Consider the following 14,074-nt stretch of genomic DNA (forward strand, 5'->3'; position numbering starts at 1 on the left):
GCTTCGCGGTCGAGGATTGCCGGCATGTCACACGCAGGCTGGAACGTGACTTGCTGAGCGCCGGGTGCGCGGTGGTGCGGGTGCCCACCTACCTGATGGCCGCGTCCCGTCGCGGTGGGCGCAAGCCTGGGAAGTCCGACCCGATCGATGCGTTGGCAGTGGCGCATGCGGCTCTGCGCGAGCCGGACCTGGCCGTCGCGCAGCTGGATGGACCAACTCGCGAGGTGAAACTGCTGGTCGACTACCGCCACAACCTCGTCGAGCAGCGCACGGAGCTGATCAATCGGTTGCGCTGGCACCTGCACGAAATCGACCCGAACTTGCATGTCCCCGCGCGTGGTCTGCGCCGCTACTGCGTCATCGATGAGCTGGCTCGCTGCCTGGCCGGCCGCGACGGTCTTGTCGCGCGCATCGCCCGCGAACTGGTGGCTCGCTGCCGGGAGCTCACGGTGCAGATCAACGCCCTGGAGCGTGAACTGCGTGACCGGGTGCGCGTCCTGGCGCCCACGCTGCTGGAAGTCCCCGGCTGCGGGGTTCTGGGCGCCGCGGTGATTCTTGGGGAAACCGCTGGGGCGCAACGGTTTCGCTCGAAGGACGCCTACGCCCGGTTCAGTGGCACCGCCCCGATCCCCGTCTGGTCGGGTAGCAGCTCTGGCAAGGTCCGGCTCAATCGCGGCGGCAACCGCACCATCAACTGCGCCCTGCACATGATCGCCATTACCCAGGTTCGAGGCATCGGACCGGGAAAGGACTACGTCGACAAGCTCCTCGCGCGCGGCAAGACCCGCAAAGAGGCCATCCGCTTGCTGCGACGACGGCTCTCCGACGTTGTGTTCCGAGCACTTCTGGCCGACGAGCACCGCGCCGCGCTGGCCAATCGGTCGGCCACAACCGAATCCGTACCGCTGCCGCAGGCGGCTTGACATAGGAGCATCCGGGAACTCGACCCGCGACACCACTGATCGTCGCCTTCATCGACGAGTATCGCCAGGTCTACGGCGTCGAGTCGATCTGTCGTGCCCTGTCGGCGCACGGAGTGCAGATCGCGCCCAGGACCTACCGCAAAGCCCGCCGGCGGCCGCCGTCTGCGCGGGATGTAGCCAACGCCCACGTCGAGCACGCGCTGCGCGGGCTGCGTGGCCAGCCGTAGGAGATGTACGGGCGACGCAAGATGACCCGCTACCTGCGCCGCCAGGGCCACGACGTGGCGTTCTGCACCGTCGACCGGATCATGCGCGAACTGGGCATGAACGGCGTGGCGCGGGGTCATAAGCAGCGCACCACGACCCCTGCCAAGGACGGCATACGCGCCGGTGACAAGCTCAACAAGGACTTCACCGCACAGGAGCCCAACCGTGTGTGGGTCGCGGACTTCACCTACGTGGCGACCTGGACCGGATGGTCCTACGTCGCCTTCCTCATCGACGCCTACTCCCGCGCGATCGTCGGCTGGACCGCCTCGAGTTCGAAGACAACCACGTTGGTGTCCAAGGCCCTCAACATGGCCCTCTGGCGCCGTGATCATTACGGCCACCCGGTCGAGCCCGGACTGATCCACCACTCCGACGCCGGCAGTCAATACACCTCGGTGAAGTTCACCGAATCCCTTGTCCTGCAAAGACTCTCGGCATCGATCGGTTCGGTCGGTGACGCCTACGACAACGCTCTCGCCGAATCGACGATCGGACTATTCAAGACCGAAGTCATCGCCAGGCACGGGCCGTTCAAAACCCTCGCCGAGGTCGACTTCGCCCTCATGGAGTGGGTCGACTGGTACAACAACGCGCGCCTGCACTCCCGCCTGAACTACCTCAGCCCAACCGAATACGAGTCCGCCTACTACGCTCCACAACCACCACGCCGACCGGCGCTGGTCTGAAACCGAAGCCGGTCCCTCACCCGTGACGATTCAAACCGGGGCCGGCAGCCAACTGGTGAAGCCGACCATCCGATCCGCATACGCCCTGGCCGTGGACTCCGGCACGGAGCGTTCCCGCAGCAACCAGTCCTCGAACCCGTCCAGTACCTGCTGAGCGTCGACACACTGACGCACTCGATCCTTCGACACGTGATCCTCCTTGACCTGATGCCAAGCGATCACTGCGACCGCCCGGTCAGGTCAAGCGAACCTCACAAGCACCGTCGATAGCATGCAGTTGGAGAAGACCATGAGCCCGAAATGGTCACCCAAGAGGACACAGTCACGAGCCTCAATCTGAAGGTAATAGCGCTTCGGCAGCAGTCACTCCAGGTGGCAGAAGTCGAACAGTCCTCGCGGTCACGTCGTATTCGACAAGGCGACTCTTGTGCAGCTGCTTCAGGACATCCTTTCGGAAAGAAGGAAGACCAGGGTGCTCGAGCCAACGGAACACGTCACCTTCGTTCACGTCACCGGACTCCGTCAACAACAGCAGAAGCGTCTGCTGTTTCCATGTCAAACCTTTCCGTAGGATTCGTTTCTTATCCTCGTGTGCCCATATCCACGCAACCTCGCGCTGAATGAGGCCGTCCACAACGGCAGTTGCTTCATCAGTCGTCAGCGTATGAAGTAGTCGCACCAGCTCCGCCACGAGCCATTTGGCGGTGTAGAGCACCACGGTCGCATCCATGTGGTTTGGATCTACATCAGCCCCCGCATGGCCAACCCCTCGGTTGTTCCGGACGTCGTACAGGCCGATCATCATTCTCGGAATAAGGATGCGTGCTGACCGACTGTTTGGAACCTGTTGATAGGCGCTCTCCATCTCCCAGCACTTGTTCGGGAATCTACTCGGCTTCACGGCCCGTGGCGGGTACGCGCCTCCCTCCAGCCAGCCTTTGCAGATGGTGTATACAGCCTCACACAACTTGCCGCCATTGAGTTCCGAAGGCTCCCAGCGGTGCTCTCGATAATTGTTGACGATCTCGTTGAATGCATTCAACAGATCATCACGCAGCGTGGTCGGCAGAACAGAAAAAGCGTCCTGCGGCGCCAGCCCCACTTCAGACGTCGCTCTCGCCACGCAGCATGCCTTGAACGTATACAAGCCCCTCGTGAGTCACCTTATAAGTTTTGGTCGACTGCCGACTATTTCCAGACTTCTTCAGCTGGATCACCCGTTGCGGCTTCTTGCGCATGTTGCTGGACAATGCATCGGTAATATTTGCAATCGAATGACCCAAGTTCTTGAGTTCAGAGTTGAGTCGGCGTGACGCCCACGAATCCTGACCTTCGTGAACCTGCGCCCAGTAGGCAGCAACGAGTGCCTTGTCTTCGTTCGACTTAGGTGAAGCTGCGGCAAACAGCTCCGCGAAGTGTTGATAGGCGGGCGCCTCCTCCGCAATCTCCTCCTCGGTCACGTCCGAGGCTCCACCGAGGTTGCTGCCATTGGAGACGCTACTGTCGGCACCTCGCATGCTGGGCGACATGGCTATGCCGTACCTGTCTGCCGCCCAACGCAAGATACGGTGTCGTGCCTCATCTTCCAAGTCTGCGAGTGCCGTCGCAACTGACGACATAGCGTCGATCTCAGGATCCCCCATTGCTGCTCCCATTAATCGATGTGCATCAAGATACCTGCCAATAATAGCACCGATGCGTAGACTCATGTTACGTCAACATGGTGGAAGTGGGACTGAGGACGTCGCGCGAGGCAGGCGCGCCCGCCCGCTACCTCCGTCGACTGACACTCGCCGCGCTGTCGTGAAGTCCAGCATCTGGGGATCTGGATTATGTGAACTGGTTGCTTCCGTTGCGTCCGGCAGCCACTCGAACTTGCCGCGTCAGGCGACATAACTCTGCGGTCGGCATAACGGCACCCAAATGCCCGCAGAGCAGCGACGTCGCCGCTGTCTCCCAGACACCACGGGCAGGGTTCCATGTCGCTATGTGCCGGGGCACTGAGCAGTCCTCTCACGTTCTCGGCGATCACCAGCCGCGGGCGCAGCACGCTGATCGCGTGGGCCATGTGCGACCACAGGCCCGAGCGGGTGCCCGGGGCGAGGCCTGCGCGACGCCCTGCCGTGGACACGTCCTGGCACGGGAACCCACCCGTCAGCACGTCGACAGGCTCGACGGTGGACCAGTCCACAGTGGTGATGTCGGCGAGGTTCGGCGTGGCCGGCGCCGCGGAGAGCGCGCGCCGGTAGGGTCTCAGTGTCGATGACATGTGGATTTTCGCTGATCTTGGCTTTTGTGGTTTTCTCACGGTCATGTCACCCAAGATCAGTCTCAGTTTCGTGGCATTTCCTTTGTGGTTCGGCGGGCTCGGCGCGATTGCGGTGCCGTCGCGTTGTCGGCTTGGTGGAGTATGGGCCGCGCCAATCGAGCTCGCCAGCAGGATCGCGGGCGGCGAAGCGGGTGCTGCGCTGTACGAGTGGCGGGAGGCGCTCGCGGTGTACTTCGGGCACTGAACCGCAAGTTCTCTAGTCCTGCACGGTGGGGCGGATCGTGATGTCGCCGACTTCGACGTCACGCGGCTGCTCGATGGCGAACGCGATGGCACTGGCGACCGCCGCGGGCGGGATGGCGAACGCGTCCATCCTGCGCTGGATCCCTTCTCGCGCAACAGGATTGTCGATGGAGGACGCGAGCTCGGTGCCGACGAAGCCGGGCGAGATCGACGTGGTGCGCAGTGTCCCGTCGGTGGATTCTTGGCGTAGCCCTTCGAGTAGTGTGCGCACCGCGTTCTTGGTTCCGGCGTAGATAGCCATCGTCGGACTAATCTTGAGGCCGGCCGTCGACAGTGTGGTCACGAGATGCCCCTCGCCCTGCTCTCGGAACACCGGAAGCGCCGCGGCGATCCCGTGGAGCACGCCGCGGAGGTTCACGTCGATCATGGCGGACCAGCCGTCGACGTCGAGGGCGGCGACAGGGCTGATCTTGCTGATGCCCGCGTTGCCGACCAGTACGTCGAGCCTGCCGAAGTCGGCGACGGCGCGTTCGACGAGCCGGTTCAGGTCCGCCTGTCGGGTGACGTCGATCTGGCAGGCGGCCGCGCGGCCGCCCTGCGCGCGGATGTCGGCGGTGAGCCGCTCGAGGCGTTCGGTGCGGCGCGCGCCGAGGACGACGGCGGCCCCGCGTTCGGCGAGTAGGCGTGCGGTGGCCTCGCCGATGCCGCTGCTCGCTCCGGTGATGGCGACGACCTTGCCGTCGATTGCTGACATGGGAATCCTCCGCGATAGAGTGGACACGTGTCCGGTTACGGATCGGACAGTACCGGACACGTGTCCGGTTAGCCAAGTGGAGGGTTGATGAACGCAGCTCGGCGGCGCGCCGACGCGACGGAGAACCGTGCGCGCATCATCGAGGTCGCGCGTGCCGTCATCGCGCGCTCCGACGAGGTGAAGCTGAACGCGATCGCCAAGGAGGCGGGCGTCGGGCAGGGCACCTTGTACCGCCACTTCCCGACGCGGGAGGCGCTTTTCGCCGAGGTGTACGCCTACGACGTCGACGAGCTCGTCGCGGCAGCGCCCGCACTGCTGACCGAGTACGAACCGCTCGCCGCGTTGCGCCTGTGGTTCGACCGGGTGGCCGACTACGCGCGAGTCAAGCGTGATGTGTTCGCCGCGGTCGAGGCGGGCGTCCAGCGTGATCTCGCAGCGCACAGCCACGGTCCGATCGGCGACGCACTGACCGCGCTGCTCGTCGCTGGCAAGGCCGATGGCACGATCCGTCCGGACGTCGACGCGCGCGACGTCATCCTGCTCATCGGCTATCTTTCCCGGCTCGACGAGGCCGAGTGGGACGCCCGCGCGCGGCACCTGCTGGGGCTCGTCGTGGACGGCCTGCGTCGCCGGGACTAGCCGCCGGTACGCGGAACGCAAACTCGCGTGCAGGGACAAGCCGTGTGAGCCTGCCTGACACCCAACGGCCCAGACGTCCGGCCACGCTGCCACCTGTCTCAGTTATTTGGCGGATCCGCTATCCACCCGCCATCGCAACTGAGAATCCGCCAAGATAGGCACCGAGTGCTCCCTGCAACCGTAGACAGGCGCGCGGATGATTCTGGTCTCCGATTGGGCTCCGCGGCTTGAAGAGTGCCCGATACGCCGCGACACTCCTCGACACGGTGATTGATAAAAATGCTGCCGTGACGTAAATAAATGAACCCTGGTCGGCATCATCTGTTATCGGTGTGACACACGCCAGCCGCTTTCTCTTAATCAGCGGGTTCGGGGTTCGGGTCCCTGATGTCGCACCATCACCCCAGTTCAGAGCACCTGGGGTTTTTGCTTTCAAGATCACGGCCAACCGTTACCCAACCTTTTGGCCGCTGACTCCGTACCTAGCCCGTCTTGCAGCGCCGCGGCTGTCTCCGGGTTCGCGACTTTGCGCCCGACATTCACGTCCTGAGTCAAAGACGGCCGCGCGTGCCCGAGCTGGTCGGCAATCTGACGAGGCGTGAACCGGGCCTCGTCCAGAATGGTCGCGCATGTCTTGCGGAAGACGTGCGAGGTCACCCAGGCGAAGCCGTCGGTGCCCCGTGTCGTACGCAGGTCCCGCCGGGTGTTGCTTGGATCACTCCAACCGCCGAGCGAATCCGGAAAGACCGGGACGACGCTACCCGGACGCAGGTCCCGATCCAGGGCGACAAGTCGCCGACGACGACGCAACATGTCGACCGCGGCGGAGACCTTCGTGTCGGCCGAGTCCTCCTCCCCAGGTGATGCGCCGGGACGATCCCGCAGAGCTGCCGACAGGTTGTTGGTCGCCGTTGTCTCTGCCGGGCCCGACTGTTCGACGAGGCGAGTCACGCCGTCGTCGGTCGCGGTACTTGGCGCGTGCGACGAACCCACCACCGTTGTTGTTCGTGAACTTCACTTTCCCTTGCAGGCCAACAGGAAGCCGCGGGCGCGCTATTGGTAGAGGGTCTTCTTGGGGACGCCGAGGTAGGCGGCGAGGTCATCGGTGGTCAGGAGTTTGCTGTTCACGACGACCTGCGGGTGTTGTTCGGCCACTCGGTCGGCCATCGGGGATACGCGCTCTCTGGACGACCGAACGCTCGAGCAGTTCCGGCGCGCCAGCCTCTCGCATCTTCTCGCCGTGTCGGCGAGATGGGAACCCATGATCCGACGGATGCCCATGATCGCTCCGGGGGCCGGAGCGCATTGCACGAAGACGAACGTGCTTAGACGCCGGTCGCGTTACTTGTCGTAGGCGGACGGCGACGATCCAGCGTTATTCCCAGACGTTGCCATCGTCTGCCACCAGTCCGCGCCCGCCATCATTTCCTTGATCTGGCTGTCAGTGAGGTCCGGATGGGCATCGGCGGTGTGCTCTTTGATGCTTCGGAACAGGTCTTCGTCGTCCGCGCCGGTGAACTCGATCCTATCGTGCGACGGATCTACACAGTGGAATCCGCGCATTGGTCCTCCCTCCGAGGATTGACCAATCGATACAAGTGTACGGCGGCGGCAGGGGTTGCGTCTGCTTCTCCCTTTTCATGGCGGGGAGAAGGGTCTACATCTGGACCGTGGGCATGGTGCAGGGACTGATCGACGATGCGCCGGCCTGCGCCGACCTCGTGACTCGGATCGTGCACGAGGAGGAGATCATCCGAGGACGATTGGCGCCGACGCTGGGCGATGCTCTCGCGGACCGGATGCCCACCCCGGCCACCTGAGCGATCCTCCTCCCCACGTAGGTGGGATCAACAAGCGACCGGGCGCGGCGTCCGCGATCTCGGCTGGTCGTCAACGTCTGGTCTCCCGGGCCGCGCTGTCGGTTCCATCCGTTGCGCGGCAACGGATGAGCGCGCGGTGTCGCCCGTGTCGGAGTCCGGACCGGCGACGGTTCCCCGATCATTCGACTGGCCCTGCCGGGAAGCGGCGGCGGACCCGCCGGTCGTGAGCAGATCGCGCGCAGCGTCGACGTACTCATGACCGCCCGGCCCCTGGCAGTTCACGTTTGCTCTGCTCCACCTCCTTGTCGAGATCCGAGATATGGAATACGGTATCTCGCCAAGACCAGCATGGCGACGTAACGATGCGTAGTCCGGTCCCGGCTCCACCGGGTTTCGTGCTGCCTGCGTCCTACGCCACCAGGTACAACGCACGACCGGCCGGGAGGGCTCAATGACTGAGAACGCGGCGTCCGGGACGCCGACGGAGGCCGACGAACGGCCGCCGCCTCAGGGCTGGCGCCGACTACGCATGGTGGGGCCGGGCCTGGTCATGGCGGCCACCGGTATCGGCGCAGGCGACATGGTCAACGGGCTCAACGCGGGCACCAACTACGGCGTGCTGCTGTTGTGGGCGATTCTGCTCGGCAGCGTTCTGAAGTACCCGTTGAGCGAGGGGATCGGACGCTTTTACATGGCGACGCGAAAAACGCTGGTCGCCGCATGGCACGACCTGAGCCCGGTCGCGTCCGGTTATTTCATGGTTTTCTTCGTACTCGCGACATTCATCACCTCGGCCGGAGTCACCTCTGCCGCGGGGCTGGCGATGTCGGCACTGTTTCCCGGCGTGATGCCACTGTGGGCCTGGGCCGCCTCGCATGCGCTGCTCGGGTTCCTGCTCGTGTGGTTCGGCCGGTACGGATTGATCGAGCGGGTCATGACGGTGCTCGTCCTGGTCCTGTTCGTCACCGTGGTCACGCTGGCGTTCCTCACCGAGCCGGACGTCAGCGAGCTCGGCTCGGTCCTGCTGCCCAACGTGCCCGACGGGGCCGCACTCGGGATCCTGGCACTGATCGGTGGGATCGGCGGTTCGCAGGCTCTGGCGTTCTATCCGTACTGGGTCCGTGACCGGGGCTGGAACTCCCCGAAGTGGATCCCGATGATGCGCATCGACCTCGGCTCGGGCTACGTCGTGACCGGTGTGTTCATGGTCGCGATGATGTTCGTCGGGGCCGGGCTGCTGTACGGAACCGGTCAGGACATCAGCGGCGCCACCGGCCTGGTCTCGTTGGCCGACCCGATGGCCGAGCGGCTCGGCGTGCTCGCGAAGCAGCTGTTCCTCGTCGGATTCTGGGCGGCGGCGACGAGCACGATCTTCGGCGTGTGGCACGGCAGTAGCCATTTGTTCGCCGATTTCGTCCGGGTGATCCGAAAGGTTCCCGAAGAGCACGCGCAACGAATTCTCAGCCCGTCCGGAAAATGGTTCCGCTCCTATCTGCTGTTCACCACGTTCCCGCCGATGGTGCTGCTCGTTCTCGACCAGCCGGTGCTGCTCGTGGTCACCTATTCCGCGCTCGGAGCCGTGTTCTTCCCCTTCCTTGCTGGCACGCTCATGTGGTTCCTGAACTCTCGCTCCATTCCGGATGCGTACCGGAACCGGTGGCTCGGGAACCTCGCCATCGCGGGGAGTGGCCTGTTCTTCGTCGTCTTCGGCGTGCTGGCCGTGCTCGGCCTGGTGTAGTGGCGTCGCCACGCAACTTGGAATACGATATCTCGTACATCGATCAAAGGTAGGTGAGTCAGTGTCCATCACTGCGGTGCGCGCCCGAGGGGTCCGGATCCCGGTGAAGGCTGGCATCAGCCAGTCGACCCGCAAGCTCGTCCAGCGGGACTACGTCATCGTGACCATCGAGGACTCCGAGACCGAGGCCGTGGGGGTCGGCGTGTCCTACGTCGGCACGGCGGGCGGCCGCTCGGCGGCCGAGGCGATCGACGACGTCCTGGCCTCCACCCTGCTAGGCGCCGACCCCGGCGACATCGCCGGGCTGTGGGCACGGCTCTACCAGGAGAGCCTGATGCAGGGCCGCCGCGGAATGGTCGTGCGCTGTCTCGCGGCGATCGACATCGCGCTGTGGGACCTGGCCGGCAAGCGCGCCGGTCAGCCGCTGGCCCGACTGCTCGGTGGCCGTAGCGGCGGGATTCCGGCCTACGCCTCCGGTGGTTACTACCGCGCGGGCGACCCCGACCCTGCCGCCACCGTGCGGGCCGAGATCGAGCTGAACCGCTCGCTCGGGTTCGTCGACCACAAGATCAAGGTCGGCGGCCTGCGCCCGACAGAGGACGCCAAGCGCGTCGCGGCCGCCATCGAGGTGATCGACGGGACCGGCAGGCTCGCGGTCGACGCCAACAACGCGTACGGAACGCCCGCCGAGGCAATCCTCGCGACGCGGATTCTCGAACGGGCCGCCGGCGACGCGGGCCTGCGGTGGATGGAGGAACCACTGTCGCCCGAGGACATCGCGGGCCACGCGCGCATCGCCTCCGCGGTCGACACGCCGGTGGCCACCGGCGAGATCCACCAGACCAGGTGGGAGTTCCAGAGCCTGCTCACCCAGAACGCGGCGGCGATCCTGCAAGCCGACGCGGGCGTCGTGGGCGGCGTGTCGGAGTGGCTCACGATCGCACGCACCGCGCTGACCTTCGGCGTTCCCGTGGCGCCGCACTGGCACGCGAACCTCCATGTGCACCTTGTGGCGGCCAGCGAGAACGGCCTGGTCGTCGAGCACTTCTCGAAGGACAAGGGCATCTACAACCTCGAGGAGATCATGACGCCGGAGAGCAGGCTGGCCTTCGTCGACGGGCAGGTCATCGTGCCGGAGCGGCCCGGCATCGGTTGGGAGTTCGACGAAGCCATGATCGGCAAGTACGAGCTCTAGTCAGGGGTGTCTTTCGTGACCAATGGTGGGGATGCCGGCCGTTCGAGCGAGGTTCCGTTGCTCGCCTCGCTCGAACGGCCGAGGAAGCTGGGCGACATCGTCCTGGATCAGGTGCGCGAGCTGATCGTGTCGAAGCGTCTGGCTCCCGGTTCGCGGCTCAGCGAGGCGAAGATCGCCGGCATCCTCGAGGTCAGCAAGACCCCGGTCCGGGAAGCCTTGCTGCAGCTGCGGATGATCGGTCTGGTCGAGATCGTGGACGGTTCCGCGCACGTCGTGGTGCCGTCGGCGATGCTGATCCGGGAGGCATACGAGGTGCGGTCCGGCCTGGAGGCGCTGACCGCCCGGCTGGCCGCCCAGCGCGCGGACGTCGGCCACCAGAACGAGATTCTCGCCGCGGCCGACGCCTCGCACCTGGCCGCCAAGAACGGGGACCGGCGCGCCTTCGCCGAACACGACCACCGCTTTCACTGGAGCATCGCTGTCGCCTCGGGCAACGACACCGCCCGGAACCGGGTCGAGGAATCGCTGATCCTGTGCCAGACGTTGCGGCAGCGCGACGTGCTGTCCGAATGGGACTCACAGGTCTGCGGGGAGGCGCATGTGGACATCGCCAACGCGATCCGCGACCGGGCCGCGGGTGCCGCGGCCGAGCTGGCTGCCGCCCATGTCACTTACGTCATGGCCAAGATCCTGGCGCAGTTCACGAACGAGTAACCGATCAGTGCGCGCCCGCCAGCCCCGGCTGCCGGGACAGGGTGAAGCGCGCACGGCAAGGAAAGGTCTCACGTAATATGGATTACGGGCTCACCGGGAGTGTCGCGGTGGTGCCGGGCGGCACCTCCGGACTCGGGCTCGCCACGGCGCGGGCACTCGCGGCCGAAGGCGCGCGTGTGGCGATCGGAGGCAGGCGAGGTGACCTGGCCGCCGAGCTCGCGGCCTCGCTGCCCGCCGCGATCGGAGTCGGCGTGGACATCATGGACCCCTCGGGCCCGGCCGCGCTGGTCGAGGCGGCGCGCGAGGCGTTCGGTCCGGTCGACGTTCTGGTGCTCAACGGGGGAGGGCCGCCACCGGGTTCCGCGGCGGAGCTGACCGTCGACGACGCCACCGCGTCGGTCGAGCGGCTGCTGCTGCCACACATCCGGCTCGTGGAGGCGGTGTTGCCGGGCATGCGTGAGCGCGGGTGGGGCAGGATCGTCGCGATCGGCTCGAGCGGCATCCAGTCACCGATCGACGGGCTGGCGGCGTCGAACACCGGCCGGGCCGCGCTCGCCGGCTACCTGAAGAGCCTCGCGAGCGAGGTCGCCGCCGACGGGGTGACGGCGAACCTCGTGCTGCCGGGCAAGATCCGGACCGACCGGCTCGTCTCGCTGAACGAGGCTGCCGCCGCCCGCCAGGGCGTCGACGTCACCGAGGTGGACGCGGCGTCGAAGGCGAACATCCCGGCGGGCCGCTTCGGCACCCCCGACGAGTTCGGCGCGGTCGTGACGTTCCTGGCGAGCAGGGCGGCGTCCTACGTCACCGGCACGCAGATCCGTTGCGACGGCGGCCTGGTCCGCACGCACTGACCAACCGAGGAGAACTCATGCGCTTGGCAACCATCCGCACTTCCGCCGGTGAGGTGGCGGCGATCGTCCACCCCGAGCGCGGGGTGGCGTCCGTGTCGAACCTGGTCGGCGAGGCCGCGGGAGACGTGCTGTCCCTGGTCGCGGGAGGCCGGTTCGCCGAACTGAGCGAGCGGGCGGATGCCGCCGCCGACGACGTGTTCGTACCGCGCGAGTCGGTCACGTTCGCCGCGCCGTACCGGCATCCCCGCAAGATCTGGGGAATCGGGCTGAACTACGTCGACCACGCGGCGGACCTCTCGGAGCAGGTTCCCGAGGAACCGGCGTCGTTCATCAAGGGCGACCATACGATCATCGGCCCCGGCGACGCGATCCCGGTGCCGAGGCACAGCGACCGGACCACCGCCGAGGCCGAACTCGGCCTGGTGATCGGGAAGTACTGCCGCGACGTGTCCGAGGCCGAAGCGCTGGACCACGTGTTCGGCGTGTGCCTGGTGCTCGACCAGACCGCGGAGGACATCCTCGAGCGCAATCCCCGGTTCCTGACGCGGTCGAAGAACTTCCCCGGGTTCTTCTCGTTCGGCCCGGAGATCGTGCCCCTCGACGAGGTCCGCGGCTCCCTGGCCGACGTCGAGGTGTCGACCGTGCTCAACGGCGCGGTGCACCGGACGAACACGGTGGCGAAAATGCGCTACTCACCGGAGTTCCTGGTCAGCTTCCACAGCGCGGTGATGCCGCTCTACCCCGGCGACATCATCTCCACGGGCACCCCCGGGGCGGCTCGGATCAGCCCCGGCGACGTCGCCGAGTGCCGCATCCCGGGCATCGGCACGCTCACCAACCCGGTGGTGGGGTCCAGCTGACAGCGACCGGTGTCGGTTCTGGCCGGGCCGCTGGTCCGGCTTTACCGGTCATCATGGTGTCGGAGTCCACGCATCGGTCAGGAGCTTCGACTCGGCGGCGGTCAGCGTGACCGCCCCGGCGGCAACGTTCGAGCGGGCGTGACTCACGCTCGTCGTGCCCGGGAGCGGGACCACGTCGAGGCCGTGGGCGAGGCTGTGTACCCACGTGATCGCGACCTGGCCGGCCGTCACCTGGTGTGCCGTCGCGATCTCCTGAAGGAGTACCTGCCTGTGATCATCCGACGGGCTGGCCGTTGCTGCCACTGACACGCGCGCCATCGCTGGTGCCTGTGTCCAGGGAGACGTTCCATTCCTCGGTGATGGTGGCTGTGCCTGCCTCGGTGACGGTGTCTTCACGTCCTCGGAGACGGCTGCGGAACACGTGTGCCGCGGCGATTACTGCGACGAGGTAAGTAATCGGCCACCACCGCCTCGTTCCTGACCGCGTGCCGGGCGTAGGAGGATGCGTGGTCCCGACGTGCCGGCGCATCCTCCGCCCTGCCAGCGAGCCGTCAACTCGTGGCCTTCTTGACAAGTGCGGTGATCGCCTTTTCCGCTTTGTCGCCCAGTTCGGTCACGGCGTAGGACGTGGGCCACAGTCCGCTGTCGTCGTCGAGGTTCGCCTCGGTGGTGAAGCCGAAGGTCGAGTAGCGCTCCTTGTCGACCTGGCCGCTGCGGAAGAAGCACACGACCTTGCCCTTGCGCGCGTAGGCAGGTTGTCCGTACCAGAGCTTCGGAGACAGTTCTGGAGCGTTGGCGGTGATGATGGCGTGGATGCGTTCGGCCACCGCTCGGTCGGATGCCTCCATCTCGTCGATCTTCGCCAGGACGTCGAGTTCCGCGGCGGCGGCCTTGTTACCCCGTCCCTGGGTTGCCTCTTTCTTCAGCTCCGCGGCGCGCTCCTTCATGGCAGCGCGTTCTTCCTCGGAGAATCCGCCCGTGCTCGTCGTGCCGGTGTGTGCGCTCATCGATGTCTCTCTCCTGACCGTGTTCGTTCGAAGCACTTCGGACGCTAGCCATGTCGGTGAGCGGATGCTTCTTGATTCCTGATCAATGACCCATTGCGGTACGAA

At 65.8% G+C, this 14,074-nt stretch carries 19 protein-coding genes and 1 pseudogene; 10 read left to right on the forward strand and 10 right to left on the reverse strand.

What is annotated here, in order from left to right; genetic code table 11:
* Positions 1–5 precede the first annotated feature (5 nt).
* Both JHE00_RS16790 and JHE00_RS16795 read left to right on the forward strand, forming a co-directional pair.
* Positions 6–923 (forward strand): annotated as a pseudogene (locus JHE00_RS16790) (IS110 family transposase); the annotation flags it as partial.
* A gap of 230 nt (positions 924–1,153) precedes the next feature.
* Positions 1,154–1,879, forward strand: a complete 726-nt coding sequence (locus tag JHE00_RS16795) for an IS3 family transposase (RefSeq protein ID WP_268958288.1) — start codon at positions 1,154–1,156, stop codon at positions 1,877–1,879.
* Between the two features lie 30 nt (positions 1,880–1,909).
* Here JHE00_RS16795 and JHE00_RS16800 read toward each other — a convergent pair whose 3' ends face one another.
* The 4 genes from JHE00_RS16800 to JHE00_RS16815 all read right to left on the reverse strand — a co-directional run bounded on the left by JHE00_RS16800 (position 1,910) and on the right by JHE00_RS16815 (position 4,193).
* Positions 1,910–2,068, reverse strand: a complete 159-nt coding sequence (locus JHE00_RS16800; protein ID WP_200318983.1) for a hypothetical protein — start codon at positions 2,066–2,068, stop codon at positions 1,910–1,912.
* A gap of 142 nt (positions 2,069–2,210) precedes the next feature.
* Positions 2,211–3,002: a hypothetical protein gene (locus tag JHE00_RS16805; RefSeq protein ID WP_200318984.1), complete on the reverse strand. Its 792-nt coding sequence runs from the start codon at positions 3,000–3,002 to the stop codon at positions 2,211–2,213.
* Entirely contained in the window at positions 2,983–3,588 is a 606-nt protein-coding gene (locus JHE00_RS16810; RefSeq protein ID WP_200318985.1) for a hypothetical protein, read from the reverse strand. The genes JHE00_RS16805 and JHE00_RS16810 overlap by 20 nt, the downstream gene beginning before the upstream one ends.
* Positions 3,585–4,193 (reverse strand): DNA cytosine methyltransferase, encoded by a 609-nt coding sequence (locus tag JHE00_RS16815; protein ID WP_200318986.1) that lies wholly within the window; start codon positions 4,191–4,193, stop codon positions 3,585–3,587. The genes JHE00_RS16810 and JHE00_RS16815 overlap by 4 nt, the downstream gene beginning before the upstream one ends.
* On the opposite strand from JHE00_RS16815, the gene JHE00_RS16820 reads away from it, so the two are divergent.
* Positions 4,147–4,392, forward strand: a complete 246-nt coding sequence (locus tag JHE00_RS16820) for a hypothetical protein (RefSeq protein ID WP_200319402.1) — start codon at positions 4,147–4,149, stop codon at positions 4,390–4,392. The genes JHE00_RS16815 and JHE00_RS16820 overlap by 47 nt on opposite strands.
* Positions 4,393–4,404: 12 nt before the next feature.
* On the opposite strand, the gene JHE00_RS16825 is transcribed toward JHE00_RS16820, so the two are convergent.
* On the reverse strand, positions 4,405–5,145 hold the full coding sequence (locus JHE00_RS16825) for an SDR family oxidoreductase (RefSeq protein ID WP_200318987.1): 741 nt from the start codon (positions 5,143–5,145) through the stop codon (positions 4,405–4,407).
* 87 nt (positions 5,146–5,232) lie between these two features.
* Here JHE00_RS16825 and JHE00_RS16830 point away from each other — a divergent pair, with 87 nt between their 5' ends.
* Positions 5,233–5,784, forward strand: a complete 552-nt coding sequence (locus JHE00_RS16830; protein WP_200318988.1) for a TetR/AcrR family transcriptional regulator — start codon at positions 5,233–5,235, stop codon at positions 5,782–5,784.
* 438 nt (positions 5,785–6,222) lie between these two features.
* Here the strand turns inward: JHE00_RS16830 and JHE00_RS16835 are convergent, their stop codons facing one another.
* From JHE00_RS16835 to JHE00_RS16840, 3 genes are all read right to left on the reverse strand, one after another.
* Positions 6,223–6,735 (reverse strand): site-specific integrase, encoded by a 513-nt coding sequence (locus tag JHE00_RS16835; protein WP_230424207.1) that lies wholly within the window; start codon positions 6,733–6,735, stop codon positions 6,223–6,225.
* A gap of 102 nt (positions 6,736–6,837) precedes the next feature.
* Positions 6,838–6,951, reverse strand: coding sequence for a helix-turn-helix domain-containing protein (locus JHE00_RS35115; protein ID WP_230424209.1), 114 nt, complete (start codon positions 6,949–6,951; stop codon positions 6,838–6,840).
* Between the two features lie 174 nt (positions 6,952–7,125).
* Positions 7,126–7,347, reverse strand: a complete 222-nt coding sequence (locus JHE00_RS16840; protein ID WP_200318989.1) for a hypothetical protein — start codon at positions 7,345–7,347, stop codon at positions 7,126–7,128.
* 77 nt (positions 7,348–7,424) lie between these two features.
* Between JHE00_RS16840 and JHE00_RS16845 the strand changes: the two genes are divergently transcribed.
* The 6 genes from JHE00_RS16845 (at position 7,425) to JHE00_RS16870 (ending at position 12,962) form a co-directional block, all read left to right on the forward strand.
* Positions 7,425–7,604 (forward strand): hypothetical protein, encoded by a 180-nt coding sequence (locus tag JHE00_RS16845; RefSeq protein WP_200318990.1) that lies wholly within the window; start codon positions 7,425–7,427, stop codon positions 7,602–7,604.
* A gap of 451 nt (positions 7,605–8,055) precedes the next feature.
* A complete protein-coding gene (locus JHE00_RS16850; protein WP_200318991.1) occupies positions 8,056–9,342 on the forward strand; it encodes an Nramp family divalent metal transporter in 1,287 nt (428 codons plus the stop codon).
* A gap of 61 nt (positions 9,343–9,403) precedes the next feature.
* Positions 9,404–10,537, forward strand: coding sequence for a mandelate racemase/muconate lactonizing enzyme family protein (locus JHE00_RS16855; protein ID WP_200318992.1), 1,134 nt, complete (start codon positions 9,404–9,406; stop codon positions 10,535–10,537).
* Positions 10,538–10,552: 15 nt separating this feature from the next.
* Positions 10,553–11,251: a GntR family transcriptional regulator gene (locus tag JHE00_RS16860; protein WP_200318993.1), complete on the forward strand. Its 699-nt coding sequence runs from the start codon at positions 10,553–10,555 to the stop codon at positions 11,249–11,251.
* Between the two features lie 77 nt (positions 11,252–11,328).
* Complete coding sequence (locus tag JHE00_RS16865; RefSeq protein WP_200318994.1) at positions 11,329–12,102, forward strand: SDR family oxidoreductase; 774 nt, start codon at positions 11,329–11,331, stop codon at positions 12,100–12,102.
* Positions 12,103–12,119: 17 nt separating this feature from the next.
* On the forward strand, positions 12,120–12,962 hold the full coding sequence (locus JHE00_RS16870; RefSeq protein WP_200318995.1) for a fumarylacetoacetate hydrolase family protein: 843 nt from the start codon (positions 12,120–12,122) through the stop codon (positions 12,960–12,962).
* Between the two features lie 51 nt (positions 12,963–13,013).
* Here the strand turns inward: JHE00_RS16870 and JHE00_RS36090 are convergent, their stop codons facing one another.
* Entirely contained in the window at positions 13,014–13,280 is a 267-nt protein-coding gene (locus JHE00_RS36090) for an aldo/keto reductase (protein WP_200318996.1), read from the reverse strand.
* Positions 13,281–13,513: 233 nt separating this feature from the next.
* The gene (locus JHE00_RS16880) at positions 13,514–13,969 is read right to left on the reverse strand and encodes a DUF1801 domain-containing protein (RefSeq protein ID WP_200318997.1); all 456 of its coding nucleotides are present in this window, start codon (positions 13,967–13,969) and stop codon (positions 13,514–13,516) included.
* Between the last annotated feature and the right edge of the window lie 105 nt (positions 13,970–14,074).

Source organism: Prauserella cavernicola (assembly GCF_016595675.1).
Lineage (GTDB): Bacteria > Actinomycetota > Actinomycetes > Mycobacteriales > Pseudonocardiaceae > Prauserella_A > Prauserella_A cavernicola.

What these genes read in the sequence shown, in the direction of transcription:
- JHE00_RS16850 (WP_200318991.1), top strand. Translation starts at nt 8,056, where the DNA reads ATGACTGAGAACGCGGCGTCCGGGACGCCGACGGAGGCCGACGAACGG.
- JHE00_RS16865 (WP_200318994.1), top strand. Translation starts at nt 11,329, where the DNA reads ATGGATTACGGGCTCACCGGGAGTGTCGCGGTGGTGCCGGGCGGCACC.
- JHE00_RS16840 (WP_200318989.1), bottom strand. Translation starts at nt 7,347, where the DNA reads ATGCGCGGATTCCACTGTGTAGATCCGTCGCACGATAGGATCGAGTTC.
- JHE00_RS16830 (WP_200318988.1), top strand. Translation starts at nt 5,233, where the DNA reads ATGAACGCAGCTCGGCGGCGCGCCGACGCGACGGAGAACCGTGCGCGC.
- JHE00_RS16810 (WP_200318985.1), bottom strand. Translation starts at nt 3,588, where the DNA reads ATGAGTCTACGCATCGGTGCTATTATTGGCAGGTATCTTGATGCACAT.
- JHE00_RS16795 (WP_268958288.1), top strand. Translation starts at nt 1,154, where the DNA reads ATGTACGGGCGACGCAAGATGACCCGCTACCTGCGCCGCCAGGGCCAC.
- JHE00_RS36090 (WP_200318996.1), bottom strand. Translation starts at nt 13,280, where the DNA reads ATGGCGCGCGTGTCAGTGGCAGCAACGGCCAGCCCGTCGGATGATCAC.
- JHE00_RS16825 (WP_200318987.1), bottom strand. Translation starts at nt 5,145, where the DNA reads ATGTCAGCAATCGACGGCAAGGTCGTCGCCATCACCGGAGCGAGCAGC.
- JHE00_RS16880 (WP_200318997.1), bottom strand. Translation starts at nt 13,969, where the DNA reads ATGAGCGCACACACCGGCACGACGAGCACGGGCGGATTCTCCGAGGAA.
- JHE00_RS16820 (WP_200319402.1), top strand. Translation starts at nt 4,147, where the DNA reads ATGTGGATTTTCGCTGATCTTGGCTTTTGTGGTTTTCTCACGGTCATG.
- JHE00_RS16845 (WP_200318990.1), top strand. Translation starts at nt 7,425, where the DNA reads ATGGCGGGGAGAAGGGTCTACATCTGGACCGTGGGCATGGTGCAGGGA.
- JHE00_RS16870 (WP_200318995.1), top strand. Translation starts at nt 12,120, where the DNA reads ATGCGCTTGGCAACCATCCGCACTTCCGCCGGTGAGGTGGCGGCGATC.
- JHE00_RS16815 (WP_200318986.1), bottom strand. Translation starts at nt 4,193, where the DNA reads ATGACCGTGAGAAAACCACAAAAGCCAAGATCAGCGAAAATCCACATG.
- JHE00_RS35115 (WP_230424209.1), bottom strand. Translation starts at nt 6,951, where the DNA reads ATGGCCGACCGAGTGGCCGAACAACACCCGCAGGTCGTCGTGAACAGC.